Origin of the sequence: Stenotrophomonas maltophilia group sp. Smal17, from assembly GCF_030237045.1 — a bacterium.
In the GTDB taxonomy this organism is placed as follows: domain Bacteria; phylum Pseudomonadota; class Gammaproteobacteria; order Xanthomonadales; family Xanthomonadaceae; genus Stenotrophomonas; species Stenotrophomonas forensis.
This window is the reverse complement of the sequence record NZ_JASJSU010000096.1, coordinates 1-15,851: the sequence shown is the minus strand read 5'-3', so window position 1 is coordinate 15,851 and position 15,851 is coordinate 1. Positions and strand designations below refer to the sequence as shown.

The 15,851-nt window shown below is 66.4% G+C and carries 15 protein-coding genes; all 15 read right to left on the bottom strand.

The genetic code is table 11. The annotated features are described in order from the left end of the window. The coding region (locus QRO93_RS18305; RefSeq protein ID WP_285304312.1) for a flagellin at positions 1 to 1,165 on the bottom strand (1,165 nt) is incomplete at its 3' end. A gap of 85 nt (positions 1,166 to 1,250) precedes the next feature. Next, complete coding sequence (locus QRO93_RS18300; protein ID WP_053449678.1) at positions 1,251 to 2,426, bottom strand: flagellin; 1,176 nt, start codon at positions 2,424 to 2,426, stop codon at positions 1,251 to 1,253. A gap of 72 nt (positions 2,427 to 2,498) precedes the next feature. Continuing rightward, positions 2,499 to 3,716 (bottom strand): flagellin, encoded by a 1,218-nt coding sequence (locus tag QRO93_RS18295; protein WP_053449679.1) that lies wholly within the window; start codon positions 3,714 to 3,716, stop codon positions 2,499 to 2,501. Positions 3,717 to 4,102: 386 nt separating this feature from the next. Then, positions 4,103 to 5,305 carry a flagellar hook-associated protein FlgL gene (flgL, locus tag QRO93_RS18290; RefSeq protein WP_008266080.1) on the bottom strand — a complete coding sequence of 401 codons (1,203 nt, stop codon included), beginning with the start codon at positions 5,303 to 5,305 and terminating at the stop codon, positions 4,103 to 4,105. After that, a complete protein-coding gene (gene flgK, locus QRO93_RS18285; protein ID WP_053449680.1) occupies positions 5,302 to 7,182 on the bottom strand; it encodes a flagellar hook-associated protein FlgK in 1,881 nt (626 codons plus the stop codon). The genes flgL and flgK overlap by 4 nt, the downstream gene beginning before the upstream one ends. 8 nt (positions 7,183 to 7,190) lie before the next feature. Beyond that, positions 7,191 to 8,390: a flagellar assembly peptidoglycan hydrolase FlgJ gene (gene flgJ / locus QRO93_RS18280; RefSeq protein ID WP_180881021.1), complete on the bottom strand. Its 1,200-nt coding sequence runs from the start codon at positions 8,388 to 8,390 to the stop codon at positions 7,191 to 7,193. Position 8,391: 1 nt separating this feature from the next. Further along, complete coding sequence (locus QRO93_RS18275) at positions 8,392 to 9,534, bottom strand: flagellar basal body P-ring protein FlgI (protein WP_006443848.1); 1,143 nt, start codon at positions 9,532 to 9,534, stop codon at positions 8,392 to 8,394. A gap of 2 nt (positions 9,535 to 9,536) precedes the next feature. After that, the gene (gene flgH, locus QRO93_RS18270; RefSeq protein ID WP_180881022.1) at positions 9,537 to 10,229 is read right to left on the bottom strand and encodes a flagellar basal body L-ring protein FlgH; all 693 of its coding nucleotides are present in this window, start codon (positions 10,227 to 10,229) and stop codon (positions 9,537 to 9,539) included. 22 nt (positions 10,230 to 10,251) lie between these two features. Beyond that, the gene (gene flgG, locus QRO93_RS18265) at positions 10,252 to 11,037 is read right to left on the bottom strand and encodes a flagellar basal-body rod protein FlgG (RefSeq protein WP_005409571.1); all 786 of its coding nucleotides are present in this window, start codon (positions 11,035 to 11,037) and stop codon (positions 10,252 to 10,254) included. 102 nt (positions 11,038 to 11,139) lie between these two features. Next, positions 11,140 to 11,889 carry a flagellar basal body rod protein FlgF gene (locus QRO93_RS18260; protein WP_006443951.1) on the bottom strand — a complete coding sequence of 250 codons (750 nt, stop codon included), beginning with the start codon at positions 11,887 to 11,889 and terminating at the stop codon, positions 11,140 to 11,142. 32 nt (positions 11,890 to 11,921) lie between these two features. Beyond that, complete coding sequence (gene flgE, locus QRO93_RS18255; protein ID WP_053449682.1) at positions 11,922 to 13,145, bottom strand: flagellar hook protein FlgE; 1,224 nt, start codon at positions 13,143 to 13,145, stop codon at positions 11,922 to 11,924. Positions 13,146 to 13,177: 32 nt separating this feature from the next. Continuing rightward, positions 13,178 to 13,861: a flagellar hook capping FlgD N-terminal domain-containing protein gene (locus tag QRO93_RS18250; protein WP_053449683.1), complete on the bottom strand. Its 684-nt coding sequence runs from the start codon at positions 13,859 to 13,861 to the stop codon at positions 13,178 to 13,180. A gap of 23 nt (positions 13,862 to 13,884) precedes the next feature. Beyond that, a complete protein-coding gene (flgC, locus tag QRO93_RS18245; protein WP_005416461.1) occupies positions 13,885 to 14,292 on the bottom strand; it encodes a flagellar basal body rod protein FlgC in 408 nt (135 codons plus the stop codon). A gap of 3 nt (positions 14,293 to 14,295) precedes the next feature. Next, complete coding sequence (gene flgB, locus QRO93_RS18240) at positions 14,296 to 14,691, bottom strand: flagellar basal body rod protein FlgB (RefSeq protein ID WP_005409576.1); 396 nt, start codon at positions 14,689 to 14,691, stop codon at positions 14,296 to 14,298. Between the two features lie 119 nt (positions 14,692 to 14,810). Further along, positions 14,811 to 15,755: a chemotaxis protein gene (locus QRO93_RS18235; protein WP_053449684.1), complete on the bottom strand. Its 945-nt coding sequence runs from the start codon at positions 15,753 to 15,755 to the stop codon at positions 14,811 to 14,813. Between the last annotated feature and the right edge of the window lie 96 nt (positions 15,756 to 15,851).

The window sequence follows — 15,851 nt, the reverse complement described above, 5'->3', positions numbered from 1 at the left end:
TGAGCACGCCCTGCGGCACCTGGTTGGCCTGGGCCAGCATGGCCGTACCGGCCTGCTGCAGGATCTGGGTGCGGGTCAGCTCGGCGGTTTCCTTGGCGAAGTCGGTGTCCTTGATGCGGCTGCGCGACGCCGACAGGTTTTCCGACGAGGTCTGCAGGTTGGCCACGACCGAGGTGAAGCGGTTCTGGATCGCACCGAGGTCGGCGCGGGTGCTGTTGATCGCGCCCAGGGCCTTGTCGACCACTTCCATTGCCTGCTGTGCACCAAGCACCGTGCTCACGTCCAGCTTCTGCACGTTGGCAGCGGTGGCGGTGCCAGCGGTGTAACCAGCGGCTGCATTCTTCGCGCCCCACACGCCGGTGCCGGCGTTCAGGTCGCTGCGCTCAAGCGCGATGTCGGCAGCGACGACCGCCTTGCCTTCCTTCACCGAGGTCAGTTTCATCGAGCCATCGGCATTCGCCTCGGCATAGAGGCCGGCTTCGCCGATCTTGGCATTGATCGCCGTGGCGACAGCCTTGGACGCATCGGCAGTGGAGGCGCCGGCCTTGATCTCGACGGTGCCGATGTCCACGCCCATTACCTTGCCGGTAATGCGCGAGCCGTCGGTACTGGCGGCCAGTACGTCAGTTGCGCCGCTTGCGAAGGTCGAGGTGCCCAGCGAACCCGCTTTCGCATCGATGGTCTTGTCGATGGCGATGGCCTGGCCGGCATTGGCGCCGACCTGGAACAGCTGGCTGGAGAACGTGCCGTCCAGCAGCTTGGTGCCGTTGAAGTCCGACTGCTTGGCGACGCGGTCGATTTCCGAGACCAGCTGGGTCACTTCAGCCTGCAGTGCCTTGCGGTCGCTGGCCGAGTTGGTGGCGTTGGAGGCCTGCACCGACAGCTCGCGGACGCGCTGCAGGTTGTTGCCGATTTCGGTCAGCGAACCTTCGGCGACCTGGGCCAGCGAGATGCCATCGTTGGCATTGCGGATGGCGACGTCGGTGCCGCGGATCTGAGTGCCGAAGCGCTCGGAGATCGCCAGACCGGCGGCGTCGTCCTTGGCGCTGTTGATGCGCGAACCGGAGGACAGGCGCTGGATGGTGGTGGCCAGCGAGCTGCCGCTGGTGCTCAGGTTACGCTGAGCATTCAGGGACATGGTGTTGGTGTTGATGACTTGTGCCATGGTGCTTTCCTTTGGCGAAGGTGGAACGTGTTTCAGGCGCCGGGCGGCGGTTCAGATGCCGCCCGGCGGTCGATCAGGGAGCGGATCAGCGCAGCAGGCTGAGCACGCCCTGCGGCACCTGGTTGGCCTGGGCCAGCATGGCCGTACCGGCCTGCTGCAGGATCTGGGTGCGGGTCAGCTCGGCGGTTTCCTTGGCGAAGTCGGTGTCCTTGATGCGGCTGCGCGATGCCGACAGGTTTTCCGACGAGGTCTGCAGGTTGGCCACCACCGAGGTGAAGCGGTTCTGGATCGCACCGAGGTCGGCACGGGTGCTGTTGATCGCGCCCAGGGCCTTGTCGACCACTTCCATCGCCTGCTGCGCACCCTTCACGGTGGACACGTCGATCTTGTCGGCGAACTGCTTGCCCGGGACCGGGGTTGCTGCGGCGAAGCCGGCCAGCGAGCTGCCGATGGCAGTGAAAGCGCCCGCGTTGTTCACGCTGTCCTTGACCGAGGTCAGGGTCAGTGCGCCGGCGGCATCGGTTTCGGCCAGCACGCCGGTTTCGCCGATCTTCGCATTGATGGCGGCAACGACGGCCTTGCCGTTTGCAGCGGTGTTGGCGGCAGCGTCACCGACGCTCTTGACCGTCATGGCGCCGAAGTTGAAGACGGTGCCCTTGCTGTCGGTGATGGTGAACGCACCCACTGCGGTGTCAGTGTCAGCGGTACCGGCGATTGCGGTTGCGGTACCGCTGGAGAACTGTGCACCACCCAGGGCGTTGGCCTTGGCATCGATGGTCTTGTCGATGGCGATGGCCTGGCCGGCATTGGCGCCGACCTGGAACAGCTGGCTGGAGAACGTGCCGTCCAGCAGCTTGGTGCCGTTGAAGTCCGACTGCTTGGCGACGCGGTCGATTTCCGAGACCAGCTGGGTCACTTCAGCCTGCAGCGCCTTGCGGTCGCTGGCCGAGTTGGTGGCGTTGGACGCCTGCACCGACAGCTCGCGGACGCGCTGCAGGTTGTTGCCGATTTCGGTCAGCGAACCTTCGGCGACCTGGGCCAGCGAGATACCGTCGTTGGCATTGCGGATGGCGACGTCGGTGCCGCGGATCTGAGTGCCGAAGCGCTCGGAGATCGCCAGACCGGCGGCGTCGTCCTTGGCGCTGTTGATGCGCGAACCGGAGGACAGGCGCTGGATGGTGGTGGCCAGCGAGCTGCCGCTGGTGCTCAGGTTACGCTGAGCATTCAACGACATCGTATTGGTGTTGATGACTTGTGCCATGAGGAGAGGTCCTTGAGCGGTTGCACGTGAGTTGGGTTAGACGCCCCCGACGTGCCCCGGGGGCGGCTCATGTCAGCGCTGCAACAGGCTGAGCACGTTCTGCGGTACCTGGTTGGCCTGGGCCAGCATGGCCGTACCGGCCTGCTGCAGGATCTGGGTGCGGGTCAGCTCGGCGGTTTCCTTGGCGAAGTCGGTATCGCGGATACGGCTGCGCGAGGCCGACAGGTTCTCCGAGGAGGTCTGCAGGTTGGCTACCACCGAGGTGAAGCGGTTCTGGATCGCGCCGAGGTCGGCGCGGACGCTGTTGACCGATTCCAGGGCCTTGTCGACGATCGACAGCGCCTTCTGCGCGCCTTCGGCCGTGGTGACGTTCAGGTCCTTGACGAAGCTGGCCGAGGTGCCGGTGAGCGTGCCGCCATTGGTGCTGGTCTCGGTCAGGCCGAGGCCGGCGATCGTCGCGGCGGTGGCGCCGGTCGGCGGGGTCGCGGCGCTGACGCCCAGGGTGAAGGTCTGGCCGTCCTTGACCGAAGCCAGGCTGATCACGCCGGCATTGACCGAGGCCATGACGCCGGTTTCGCCCAGCTTGTTGTTGATCGCGGCGGAGGTGGCCGAAGTGATCGACTCGCCCGCCTTCACGGTGAAGTCGTTGACGGTGATCGTGGTGGCGGTGCCGCCCGGCGGGGTGACCGAGATCTGCAGGCCGGAGTAGGTGGTGTCGGCGGTGGCCTTGTCGGTCGCCAGCGCGGTGCCGGTGTAGCCGTTGGCGAAGGAGGCGGCACCCAGCGAATCGGCCTTGGCGTTGACCACGCTGTTGATGGCGATGGCCTGGCCGGCGTTGGCACCGACCTGGAACAGCTGACTGGTGAAAGAGCCGTCCAGCAGCTTGGTGCCGTTGAAATCGGCCTGCTTGGCGACGCGGTCCACTTCGGAGACCAGCTGGGTTACTTCGGCCTGCAGCGCCTTGCGGTCGCTGGCCGAGTTGGTGGCGTTGGAGGACTGGACGGCCAGTTCGCGGATGCGCTGCAGGTTGTTGCCGACTTCGCTCAGCGAGCCTTCGGCGACCTGGGCCAGCGAGATGCCGTCGTTGGCGTTGCGGATGGCCACGTCCAGACCACGGATCTGGGTGGTGAAGCGCTCGCTGATGGCCAGGCCGGCCGCGTCGTCCTTCGCGCTGTTGATGCGCAGGCCGGACGAGAGGCGCTGGATGGTGGTAGCGAGCGAGCTGCCGCTGGTGCTCAGGTTGCGCTGAGCGTTGAGCGACATCGTATTGGTGTTGATTACCTGTGCCATGGGGTCGTCTCCTCTTATATGGAACCCGTTGGTGAATGAAACGAAGCGCCGCCGGTTTTTTTGTGTGGCTGTGTGCTTCGCTGTTGCCAAATGAATAACGGCGCTTTGTCAACAACCTTTAGCCGTGAATTCCGCTGGAGCCGTAATTCGGTGCTGGAGGCTGTTTTTCCCGGGTTTTTCAGCCCTGGAAGGGCGTGAAGGCAATCCCGGAAAGGGGCGGTCGGGGCAGGCCCGACCAGCGCTGATGAAGGTATCGGCGGGGCAGCGCCGGCCTTGATGGGCAATCACGGGTATTCCGCCGCAGCGGGCATGGCGCCGGGCACGGAAACGAAAAAGGCCGCGATGCAGGGCATCGCGGCCTTTCAGGGGGTGACGCGAGGGAAGCGTCAGCGGATCTTGTTGAACAACGACATCGACTGCATCTGCGAGAAGATCGTCTGTGCCGCCTGCAGCGCGGTGCTCTGCAGCTGGTACTGGCTCAATGCATCGGCATAGTCCAGGTCACGCATCTGCGACAGCGTGGTCTTCAGGGTCACGCCGTTGGCCTCGCGCATGTCCGCGGCGTTATCCAATGCCTTCAGCTGTGCGCCGCCTGCGGCACGTGAATCGATCATGCGTTCGGAGGCGCGTGCCACGTCGCGCAGGGCACTCTGCAGCTCGTTCTGCTGCGCGGACATCTTCGCGGTGGTTCCGGTGTCGGCATCCAGCGCGGCGATCAGCTTGTCCATGGTGTCGAAGATGTCGCGGCTGCTCGCGGGCGTGACGTTGAAGCTGTCACCCGCAGCGGGTGCACCGGTGATCTGCAGGCGCACCCCGTTCACTTCCACGTTGTCACCGGCCTTGTAGGTGCCGGTACCGGTGACGTTGCCCGCGCCGTCCAGCACCTGGTACTGGTCGGCAGCGGTGAAGCGGATGCTGAAGGCCTGTCCGTTCCAGCTGTCACTGCCGTCGCGCGTGATGTTGGTCAGCACGCCGTTGCCGGTGTTGCCGGCCGCCGCGCCGCCATCGACAAAGCCATCGCCGGTGGGGATGCGCATGAAGATCTCGCTGCCGGGAAGCGCATCGCGCACGTAGGTATCGGGGCCGACTTCGATCTGGCGCTGGGTCTGGTCGCCCCGGTAGACCACCTTGCCGTTGATCTTGGCAAACGGCGGGTCGCCGTCGTTGGTGCCGCCGAACACGTAGCGGCCGGTACCATCGTCGGCGTTGGCCAGCGACAGCAGGCCATCGCGGATCTGGTTCAGCTCGGTGATCAGGGTCTTCTTGTCCGGTGCACTCAGCGCCGGGTTGCTGGCCTGGATGGTCAGATCATTGACGCGCGCCATCAGGTCGTTGACCTGGGCCAGGGTGTTTTCCTGCACGCCCAGCCGGTTCTGCACGTTGCCGGCATTGAGCTTCATGCGGTCAAGCGCGGCCAGGCTGCGGTCAAGACCGACTGCGGCACCGGCGGCGACCGGATCGTCCTTGGCGCTGACGATCTTGCTGCCGGTGGCGATCTGCTGCTCCAGGTGGCTGAGCTTGGCCTGCTTGGCCATCATCAGCGACACGGACTGGTTGAACATCATGCTGGTGGAGATGCGGCTGCTCATCGGCGGACGGCTCCCAGGATGGTCTGGAACATGCTGTCGGCGGTGGAAATCAGCTGCGAGGCGGCCTGGTAGGCCTGCTGCAGGCGCAGCATGTCGGCCGCTTCCTCGTCCAGGTTGACCCCGGACACTTCGTCGCGCGCTTCCTGCGCCTTGTCGTTGATCACCAGCTGCGCTTCCAGCGAATACTCGGCCGAACGTGCGGCAGCGCCGACCTGGGTGGTCAGGCCGCCCAGCGCACCGTTCAGGGTGACCGTGCCGCTGTTGAACGCCTTGGCGCTCTCCACCTTGGCCAGCCGGGAGGCATTGCTGTTGTCCGACGAGCCGGCAGGGGTAGGGGTGATGTTGAAGGTGTCGCCGACCTTCGGCGCACCGTCCAGCACGAAGCTCCAGCCATTGGCGCTGATGGTCTGGCCCGGGGTGTAGGTCTGCGGCGGGCCACCATCGATGGTGTAGGTGGTGGCCGAGGTGAACACGATCGCAGCCGGATTGCGCAGGTTGGCGTTGGTCGAATCGCTGACGGTGACCCCGCTCAGCTTGCCGGTGCCGGTGTTGGACGTGGCGGCAGCGCCCTTCACCGCCGCAGCGGCGGCGATGCGCGAGGGATCGGTAATCGCCACTTCCATGCTGCCGGCCACGCCTGCGGTGGGCTGCAGCAGGAATCGATCATTGGCAGCCGGGGTCCCGCCGACCACCAGCTTGACGCCATTGATCACCAGCGGATCGGCGGCGGTGCCGGTACCGGTCAGCGGTACATTGGCGCCGGTGTCGGCGCGGCTGGCCTTCCACTGGGTGCCATCGAACTGCAGCACCACGTTCTGCGCGTCCAGCTTGCCCAGGTCGCCATAGGTGGCGCTGAGGCTGGCCGTGCCGGTGTTGGCATTGTTGGCGGTGACGCGCGGATTGCCGATGTTGAAGAAATCACCGCCCAGCTGGCCATACATGTCCACACCCTGGTGATGGGTCTGGTTGAAGGTCTCGGCCAGGCCGACGGCCAGCTTGCCCAGTTCGGCCTGGGCCGGGGTCAGCACCGTGTCGCGGAATTCCAGCAGGCCGCCGATCTGGCCACCGACGGCCTTTGCGTCAAGCCGGATCGTGTTGCCCTGGGTCTCCAGCGCCAGCTGCAGGCGCTCGGGCTGGTAGGGGTCGGCCACGGTGGTGACCTTGGTCGCCGTGGTGCCCACGACCAGCGCGTTGCCGCCGGCGGTGTAGACATTCATGATGCCGCCGTCCTGGATCACCGCCGTACCGCCGGTGTAGCCGATCAGCTGGGTGATCAGCTGGTCGCGGCGATCGAGCAGGTCCGGCGCGGCGTTGGCGATGTTGGTGCCGATGGCGCCGTTGATCTGCGCGATCTCCTGCGCCAGGCGGTTGACCTCGGTGGCACCGGCCAGCAGGCCGTTGTTGACCTCGCCGTTGAGGTTGTTCAGGTGCGTGTTGAGCTGCACGAAACGGTTGGCCAGGGCCTTGCCGCCGTCGAGCATGTTCTGCCGGTCGGCGGTGCCGGAGGCGTTGGAGGACAGGCCGCTGACCGAGTCGAAGAAGTTCGACCAGACGCCGGCAATGTTGGTCGCGCCTTCCGAGAACAGCGAGTTGACCCGGTCGGCCATGCCGGAAAGCTGCTTCAGGCGTGCCAGCTCGCCGCTGCTGTCGAGCAGGCGCGAGATCGCCAGCTGGTCGGCGGTGCGGCGGATATCGGTGATGCGGGTGCCGTTGCCGACCGTGCCATAGCCGTAGTTCTGCGGATCAGCGGTAGCGAAGTTGACCTTCTGCCGGCTGTAACCCGGGGTATTGAGGTTGGCCACGTTGTGGCTGGTGGTCGCCAACGCACGCTGGAAGGCGAGCAGGGCACCGGTACCGGTGGAAAGTACGCTGGACATGGGGTTCCTCAACGACGAGTGATACCCAGCGCCGCGGTTGCGGTGCTGGCGAAGGTCTGGCCAAGGCGTGTGCCGGCGTCGGCCACGGCGCTGACGGCGCGCTCGATGGTCGGCCCCCCGGCGATCGCGGCGATCTTGGCGGCGTAGCGTGGATCGGTGGCATAACCGGCACGCTGCAGGCCGCGCGCGAAGCCCTGCACGTCGGTGCCGGCCTGCAGCGCCTGCTGGTAGCGCGGGCTGGTCTTCAACAGGCGCACGTAGTCGGCGAAGCTTTCGGCCGGCGAACTGTAGGCGCGGAAGCTGGCGGTCTCGTTGCGGCGCACGCCATCGACATACTCATGGGTGCCGGCCACGGCACGCTGGCCGCTCCAGCCATTGGCCTTGATGCCGAACAGGTTGTGCGAGGTGCTGCCGTCGGCATGCTTGATGTGGCGCTTGCCCCAGCCGGTTTCCAGCGCGGCCTGGGCGACCAGGGCGCGGGCATCCACGCCGAGCTCCTTGGCTGCGCTCTGCGCGTGCTGCCAGATGCTGGCAACGAAGCCCTCCGGAGTGTGCTCGCCGAGCTGGGCCACGGCGGTGCGGGTGGCCAGGGCATCGGCCGGGCTGATCGCGGTGCCGCGATTGCTGGCGGTCGCCGCCCACTGGTCGCTGCCGGCCGCCCAGTCATCGCCCTGCAGGCTGCCGATGTAGGGATCGTCGGTGCCGAGCGAGCGGTGCATGCTGCTGCTCTCGCGGCCGGCAATCAGGTCCAGTGCCTGCTCCATCGGTGTCACCGCGGCCTGCGCGCCGGACTGTGCGCCGGCCGCCATCTGCTGCAGCAGGCGCACGGCCTGGCTGCCGTCTTCCAATGGCAGCGACGGTGCCGGCCTGGCCGGTGCGTTCAGCTGGTAGGCGCGGCTGGCCTTGGCCGGGTCCACGCGGGTATCCAGCGCCGGGCCGTCGGCGGCCTGGCCGGACAGCTGGCGGCTGATCATGCCCGACAGGCCCAGGCCCTTGCCGCGTGTCATCGCCTCGGCAATCTTCTGGTCGTACATGTCGCGGAACATCTTGTTCTCGCCGGGGAACAGCGAATCGCCGAAGCTGGCGTCACGCATGCTCTTGACCAGCATCTGCGCGAACTGGCCTTCCAGCTGGCGCGCGACCTTGTCGATCTTGGCCGGATCGTTCTGTTGCGCCGGGTGCAGATCGAATGCGGGGTTGATGCGCATGTCAGATCACCTCGAGTTCGGCACTCAATGCGCCGGCCTGCTTCAGGGCTTCCAGGATCGCGATGAGATCGCCCGGCGCCGCGCCCACGGCGTTCACCGCGTGCACGATTTCGTCCAGGGTGGTGCCGCCGCTGAACTTGAACATGCGGCTGCCGTCGTTGGTGGCGGTGATGGTCGACTGTGGGCTGGCCACGGTGCGGCCGCCGGACAGGGCGTTGGGCTGGCTGACGTTGGTGTTTTCCTGGATCGTCACGGTCAGCGAACCATGCGAGATCGCGGCCGGGCCGACCCGTACCTGCTGGCCGATGACCACGGTGCCGGTGCGCGAATTGACCACCACCTTGGCCGGCGCGCTGCCCGGAGTCAGCTCCAGGTTCTCGATGCGTGCCAGCAGGCCGATGCGCGCGCCGGGATCGGTGGGTGCGGTGACCGCCACGGTTACACCATCGACGGCACGCGCCGCGCCCTCGCCGAAGGCGTTGTTGAGTGCAGCGACCATGCGCGAGACGGTGGTGAAATCGTTGTTGTGCAGGTTCAGGGTGATGTCGCCGCCATTGGCGAGCGGATCGGGCAGGGCACGTTCAACCGTGGCGCCGTTGGGAATGCGGCCGACGCTGGGCACGTTCACCGAGACGCGGGAACCGTCCTTGCCCTGCGCACCGAAGCCGCCGACGATCAGGTTGCCCTGGGCGATCGCGTAGATCTGGCCATCGGCACCGCGCAGCGGAGCCATCAGCAGCGAGCCGCCACGCAGCGACACCGCATTGCCGATCGAGGACACGGTGATGTCGATCGGCTGGCCCGGCTTGGCGAACGGCGGCAGTTCGGCATGGATCGCCACCGCCGCCACGTTCTTCAGCTGCGGGTTGACGTTCGGCGGCACATTGACGCCCAGCTCGCCGAGCAGGTTCTTCAGGCTCTGCACGGTGAACGGTGCCTGGCTGGTGCGGTCACCGCTGCCATCCAGGCCCACCACCAGGCCGTAGCCCACCAGCGCATTGCCGCGCACGCCACCGACCTGGGCCAGGTCCTTGATGCGCTCGGCGCTGGCCGGCGCAGCCATTGCCAGCAGGAGGAAGAATGATCCGTAGAGCGACGCGATGCGTCGCTGCCACGTAGAAGAGAAGAGAGCTTTCATGGCCATACTCAGAACGGCGTCAGGCCGGAGTTGAAGAAGCGGCTCAACCAGCCCATCGCGTTGGACTGCGCGACCGGGCCGCGTCCGCCGTAGACAATGCGGGCTTCGGCCACGCGGCTGGAGGGGATGGTGTTGTCCTGGCTGATGTCGCCGGGGCGCACGATGCCCTGCACCTGCACCAGTTCGTCGCCCTGGTTCAGCCGCAGGTTCTTCTGCCCCTGCACGACCAGGTTGCCGTTGGGCAGGCGCTGCACCACGGTGACCGTGACGCTGCCCTGCAGTCGGTTGCTCTGCGCGCTGTTGCCCTTGCCGGTGAAATCACGCTTGCCGGTGGCCGACGCGCTGAGGATGTCCTTGCCGCCCAGGGTGACCGGCGCACCGAGGATCGAGGGCGTCCCCAGGTTGAGGTTCGACTCCTTGTTGGTGGCGGTGTTGGCACTGGTCTGCGCGGTGGTGTTTTCCAGCAGGGTGATGGTCAACAGGTCGCCGACGTCGCGTGCGCGACGGTCCGAATACAGCTGCAGGGTCGGGCCGGCAGCGTAGATCGCACCGGCGGTCGGCGCGGCCTGCGGCGGCATGATCGGCTGGATCGGCGCCATCGCCGCGTAGGGGCGCACGTCGCCGGCGATCACGCAGCCACCGAGCAGGGTGGCCACGGCGCAGGCGAGGGCAGTGCGGGCGAAGGTGGAAATGGGCGACATGGCGGTTTCCCGGTTGGGCCGGTCAGAGCTTGTTGTTGAGATAGCCGAGCATCGAATCGGTGGTGGAGATCGCCTTGGCGTTCATTTCGTAGGCGCGCTGGGTTTCGATCATCGACACCAGCTCTTCCACCACGTTGACGTTGCTGCCTTCCAGCGCGCCCTGCACCACGGTGCCCAGGCCGTTGAGGCCGGGGTTGCCGTTCTGTGCCGGGCCGGAGGCGGTGGTCTCCAGGAACAGGTTCTCGCCGCGGGCCTGCAGGCCGGCCGGATTGACGAAGTCGGTCAGGGTCAACGCGCCCACTTCCACCGAGGCGGCGCCGTCGGCCATCTTCACGCTGATGGTGCCGTCGGTACCGATGGTCACCGACTGCGCGCCTTCGGGAATCTGGATGCCCGGCTGCACCGGATAGCCGCTGTTGGTGACCAGCTCGCTGTCCTGGTTGATCTTGAACGAGCCATCACGGGTGTAGGCCGAGCTGCCGTCGGGCATCTGCACCTCGAAGAAACCACGGCCGTTGACCATCACGTCCAGGGCGCGGCCGGTCTGCTGCTGGCCACCCTGTTCGAAGTTCTTGGCGGTGGCCACCACGCGCACGCCGGTACCCAGCTGCAGGCCGGTCGGCAGCTGCGTCTGCGCCGACGAGGAACCGCCGGGCTGGCGCACCTGCTGGTACAGCAGGTCTTCGAAACTGGCACGGTCCTGCTTGAAGCCGGTGGTGTTGGTGTTGGCGAGGTTGTTGGAAACCACCGACATGCGCATCTGCTGCGCATCCAGTCCGGTTTTCGCGATCCACAATGCCTGGTTCATCTTCGGTGTCCTGTCTGGTGGAACCGGCCGCGCGATGCGGCCCTTGGTAGCGGGTGTGCAAGCGGTGTGCCAGCGCCGCGCTCGGGCGGCGCCGGAATTCCGTCAGCTGCCCAGGCGCAGCAGGCTGTTGGCGCTGCGCGCGTTGTCGTCGCCGTGCTTGATCACCTGCACCTGCATTTCGTACTGGCGCTGCAGCTGGATCATCTGCACCAGTGCACCGGCGGCATCGACGTTGCTGCCTTCCAGCTGGCCGCTGTGCACGGCGGTGCCCTGTGCGGGTGCGAACGGCTGTTGTGGGTCGGTGTTGCGGAACAGGCCATCGAGGCCGCGCTCGAGGCGCTCGTCCGGGGCCTGCACGACCTTGATCCGGCCGACCTGGGCCATGGTCTGCGGGCCTTCGCCCTGCGGGATGATCGAGATCGTGCCGTCGGCGCCGATCTCCATCGCCTGGTAGGGCGGAATGGCGATCGGATTGTTGTTGTCATCCAGCACCGGGCGGCCGCTGGAGGTCACCAGCTGGCCGTTCGGGGTGACCGACAGTGCAGCGCCGCGCGTATAGGCTTCGCTGCCATCGCTGGACTGCACGGCCAGCCAGGTGCCGGTCTGCAGTGCAAGGTCCAGCGGCTTGCCGGTGATGTGCTGCGCGCCGGGCCGGCGGTTGAAGCCGGCGTCGACGTGCAGCGCATCCACCCGCGAGGCAAAGCCCGGGCCGCGGATCGGGAAGGCTTCGGTGTTGGCCAGCGCTTCCTTGAAGCCGGGGGTGTCCGAGTTGGCGAGGTTGTGGCTGAGCGTACCCTGCGCCTGCAGGGAGGCGCGGGCACCGGTCATCGCCACGTAAAGGGCTTTATCCATGCGGGGAGTTCCGTAGCAGGGTCAGCAGCTCATCAACGGATGTTGATGACGGTCTGGGTGATCTGGTCCTGGGTGGTGATCATCTGCGCGTTGGCCTGGAAGTTGCGCTGCGCGGTGATCATGTTGACCAGCTGCTCGGTGAGGTCGACGGTGGACGCTTCCAGCGAACCGGCCTGGATCTTGCCGAGGTTGGAGGTGTCCGGCATGCCGGTACGCGGCGTGCCCGAGCTGAAGGTATCCACCCACAGGTTGTTGCCCTTCGACTCCAGCCCCTGCGGGTTGTTGAAGGTGGTCAACGCGACCTGGCCCAGTGGCTTGTCGGCACCGTTGGAGTAACGGGCGTAGACCACGCCGGTCTCCGACACGGTGATCTCGTTGAGCTTGCCGGCGGCATAGCCGTCCTGCTGGGTGTTGCGCAGGGCGAACTTCTCGCCGTACTGGGTCGAGCCGGTGATATCCAGCGTCATGTTCAACTGGCCGGCGCCGGTGTTGGGGGTGAAGGTGCCGAGGCTGACCTTGCCGTCCGTCGGTGCGGTGAGCTTGCCGCTGTTGTCGAAGGTGACCGGGGTCGGCGTGCCGGCCGGCTGGCCGTCCACGTAATTGCGAACGGTCCACTCATTGGGGTTGGCCCCCTTGACGAAGTACGAGACCTGGATATGGCTCACGCCCAGCGAGTCGTACACGGTGATGCCGCCGCTGGAGTGGTTGTAGGTGTTGGAGTCGGTCGGGTCGAAGGTGGTGACGGTCGGCGGCTTGGCGTTGGCCGGCAGGGTGAAGCCGACCTTCACTTCACTGGTCTGCTTCGGTGCGCTGTCGGTGGTCAGCAGCTGCAGGTCGACGATGCGGCCGGAATCGAAGTTGGTGCCGTCGGCATTCGGTGCGAACACCTGCAGGCGTGCGCCCTGCGGATTGACCACGAAGCCGGAGGCATCGGTCTGGAAGTTGCCGGCACGCGAATACACGCGGGTGCCGTTCATGTTCATGGTGAAGAAGCCCTCACCGGAAATGGCCATGTCCAGGCTGCGGCCGGTCTGTTCGTTGTGGCCCTGCTTGAACTGCTGGGCAACGTTGGAGACGCGCACGCCCGAACCCACGGCGTTCTTCGACAGGCCGTAGCCGGTGGCCGAGAACAGGTCGGCGAATTCGGCGCGCGACTCCTTGAAGCCGGTGGTGTTGACGTTGGCGACGTTGTTGGCGGTGACGCTCAGGTCGGAGTTGGCGGCATTGATGCCGGACAGCGAGACATTGAAGCCCATGGGATGCTCCTGGTAAGTGCGGGATGTGCGGCTCAGCTGACGCGGAGCACGTAGTCGATCGGGGCCGTGCCCAGGCCCTTGAGATTCAGGTACAGGCCGTCGGAACCGACGGTCACGCTTTCCACCGGGGCCTGCACGTAGGTGGACAGCTTGGTGCTCTTGCCGGCGGTGTCGACGTGGTTGGCCACCACGCTGTACTTGCCGGGTTCCATGCGCTTGCCGTTGGCGTCCTTGCCGTCCCACTTGAAGGCGGTTTCGCCGGCAGCCTTGGCCTCCACGCTCAGCGAGGTGACCTTGGTGCCATTGGCATCGGTGATGTCCACGGTGATGATGCCGGCCGAGGGTGCGGCGACCGTGCCTTCAACACTGCCTTCCTTCTCCAGCACCAGCTTTTCCGACGGCACCAGCACCTGGTGGCCGACCAGCGCCGCACCACGCAGCACCTGGTCGCTGGCCATCGACTCCTGGAAGCCCTTCACCGTCTTGTTCAGATCGGTGATGCCCTGCACGGTCGACATCTGCGCCATCTGCGCGACCATCTGCGTGTTGTCCATCGGCTTCAGCGGATCCTGGTGTTGCAGCTGTTCGGTCATCAGCCGCAGGAAGTCCGCCTGGTCCAGCGTGTTCTTCTTTTTCGTGGCGTTGCTGTTCGGAGCGTTCAGGCCGAGCGCGGCGTAGACGTCCTGGTTGGTCTGGTTGTTGACGGAGGTGGTCATGGCGGTATCCGGTACTGCGGGCCTCAGCGGCCCATGGTCAGGGTGGCCAGCGCCAGTTCCTTGGCCGTGGTCAACATCTCAACGCCGGCCTGGTAATTGCGCGACGTCGAGATCAGGTTGACCATCTGCGCCACCGGATCGACATCAGGCTGGTAGATGTAGCCGTCGGCGTCGGCCAGCGGATGGCCGGGCTCGTAGCGCTTGATGGGCGCGGCCTCGCTCTGGGTGATCTCCTTCACCTTCACCGACGTGATGTTCGGATCGTTCTTGCTGGTGACGGCCTGGAAGATCGGCTCCAGCGGCTTGTACACAGCGTCGGCGGAACCGGCGACGGTGTCGGCGTTGGAGAGGTTGGAGGCGATGGTGCTCATGCGCACCGACTGCGCCTGCAGCGCGGAGCCGGCGATGTCGAAGATCGGCAGGTTGCTCATGGCTTATTGCCCCGTGATCGCGGTCAGCATGGAACGCACCTTGCTCTCGACGAAGCTGAGCGAGGCGCGGTACTCGAGCGCGGCACGGCCATAGGCGGCACGCTCGGCATCCGGGTCGACGGTGTTGCCGTCCAGGCTGGGCTGTACGCCCTCGCGCGCGATCTGGAACGGGTTCAGGCCACTACTGATCTCGTAGTGCTGTTCGTGGGTGGTGGCCATCAGGCCGTTGGCATCCTGCCCCTGGGCGTGGCGCAGGGCGGCGTCGAAGTCCAGGTCCTGGGCCTTGTAGCCGGGCGTATCGGCATTGCCGAGGTTGCTGGCGATCAGCTTCATCCGCTGTTCGCGCAACGGCATGGCCTGGGCATGGACGCCCAGGTAGTCGGTAATCAGGTTGCGCACGGTGCACTCCCACGGGAACGTTGCCCGGGAAGCTGCAAGCGGTGTGCCAAATGGGGGAGGGTAGTGCCGGCCGCTGGCCGGCCCCCCCCCCCCCCCCCCACTACCGGATCAGCAGACCGTCAGGCCGCCAGCGCGACCTTGCGCAGGCGGTCCAGCACGAAATCGGCCAGCTCGTGCGGCGAGTACTTGGCGACGAAGGCGTTGGCGCCCACGCGCTCGACCATCGCATTGTTGAATACGCCCGACAGCGAGGTGTGCAGCAGCACGTACAGGCCGGCCAGGCCCGGGTGCCGCCGGATTTCCGTCGTCAGCGTGTAGCCGTCCATGGCCGGCATCTCGATGTCCGAGATCACCATCGCGTAGCGTTCGGCCGGGTTCTCGCCCGAGGCGTGGATCTGCAGCAGGTGGTCCAGCGCCTGCTTGCCATCGGACAGCAGGGTCGCCCCCACGCCCAGCTGGTCAAGCACGCTGCGGATCTGCTGGCGGGCCACGCGCGAGTCGTCCACCACCAGCACCTGCAGCTGCGGGCCATCGGCGGGCATCGCCATCGCCGGGTCGAGCACGGCTTCACCGCGGACCTGGGCAATGTCGGCCAGCACGCTTTCGACGTCGATCACCTGGATCAGCTCGCCCTGGAAGCGGGTCACGGCGGTCAGGTAGCTCGATTCAGCGCCCAGCTCCGGCGGTGGGTGGATGTCTTCCACCGCGATGTTGACGATGCGCTCCACGCCACTGACCAGGAAGCCCTGGATCGAGCGGTTGAATTCAGTGACGACCAGGTAGCCGGGCGAGGTGTCCGCATCGGGCTCACGCTCGGGGTGGCCGATCGCCAGGCCCAGGTCCAGCACCGGCACCGAGCGGCCCCGCACGTCGGCCACGCCGGAGAACTGGCTGGGCAGACCGGGCACCTGGAACAGCTCCGGGCGGCGCAGGACTTCCTGCACCTTGAAGACATTGACGCCAAAAAGCTGACGTCCGCCGAGACGGAACAGCAGCAGCGCCAGGCGGTTGTGGCCGGCCAGTCGGGTCCGCTGGTCGATCCGGTTGAGCAGGTCATGGGACATGGCTGCTGTATCGGCGCGCTCGGCACCGAACTTGAGCGCTTTCGTAGCGTCGAGCCATGCTCGGCCGAGTCTCTTGTAGAGTCGAGCCATGCTCGA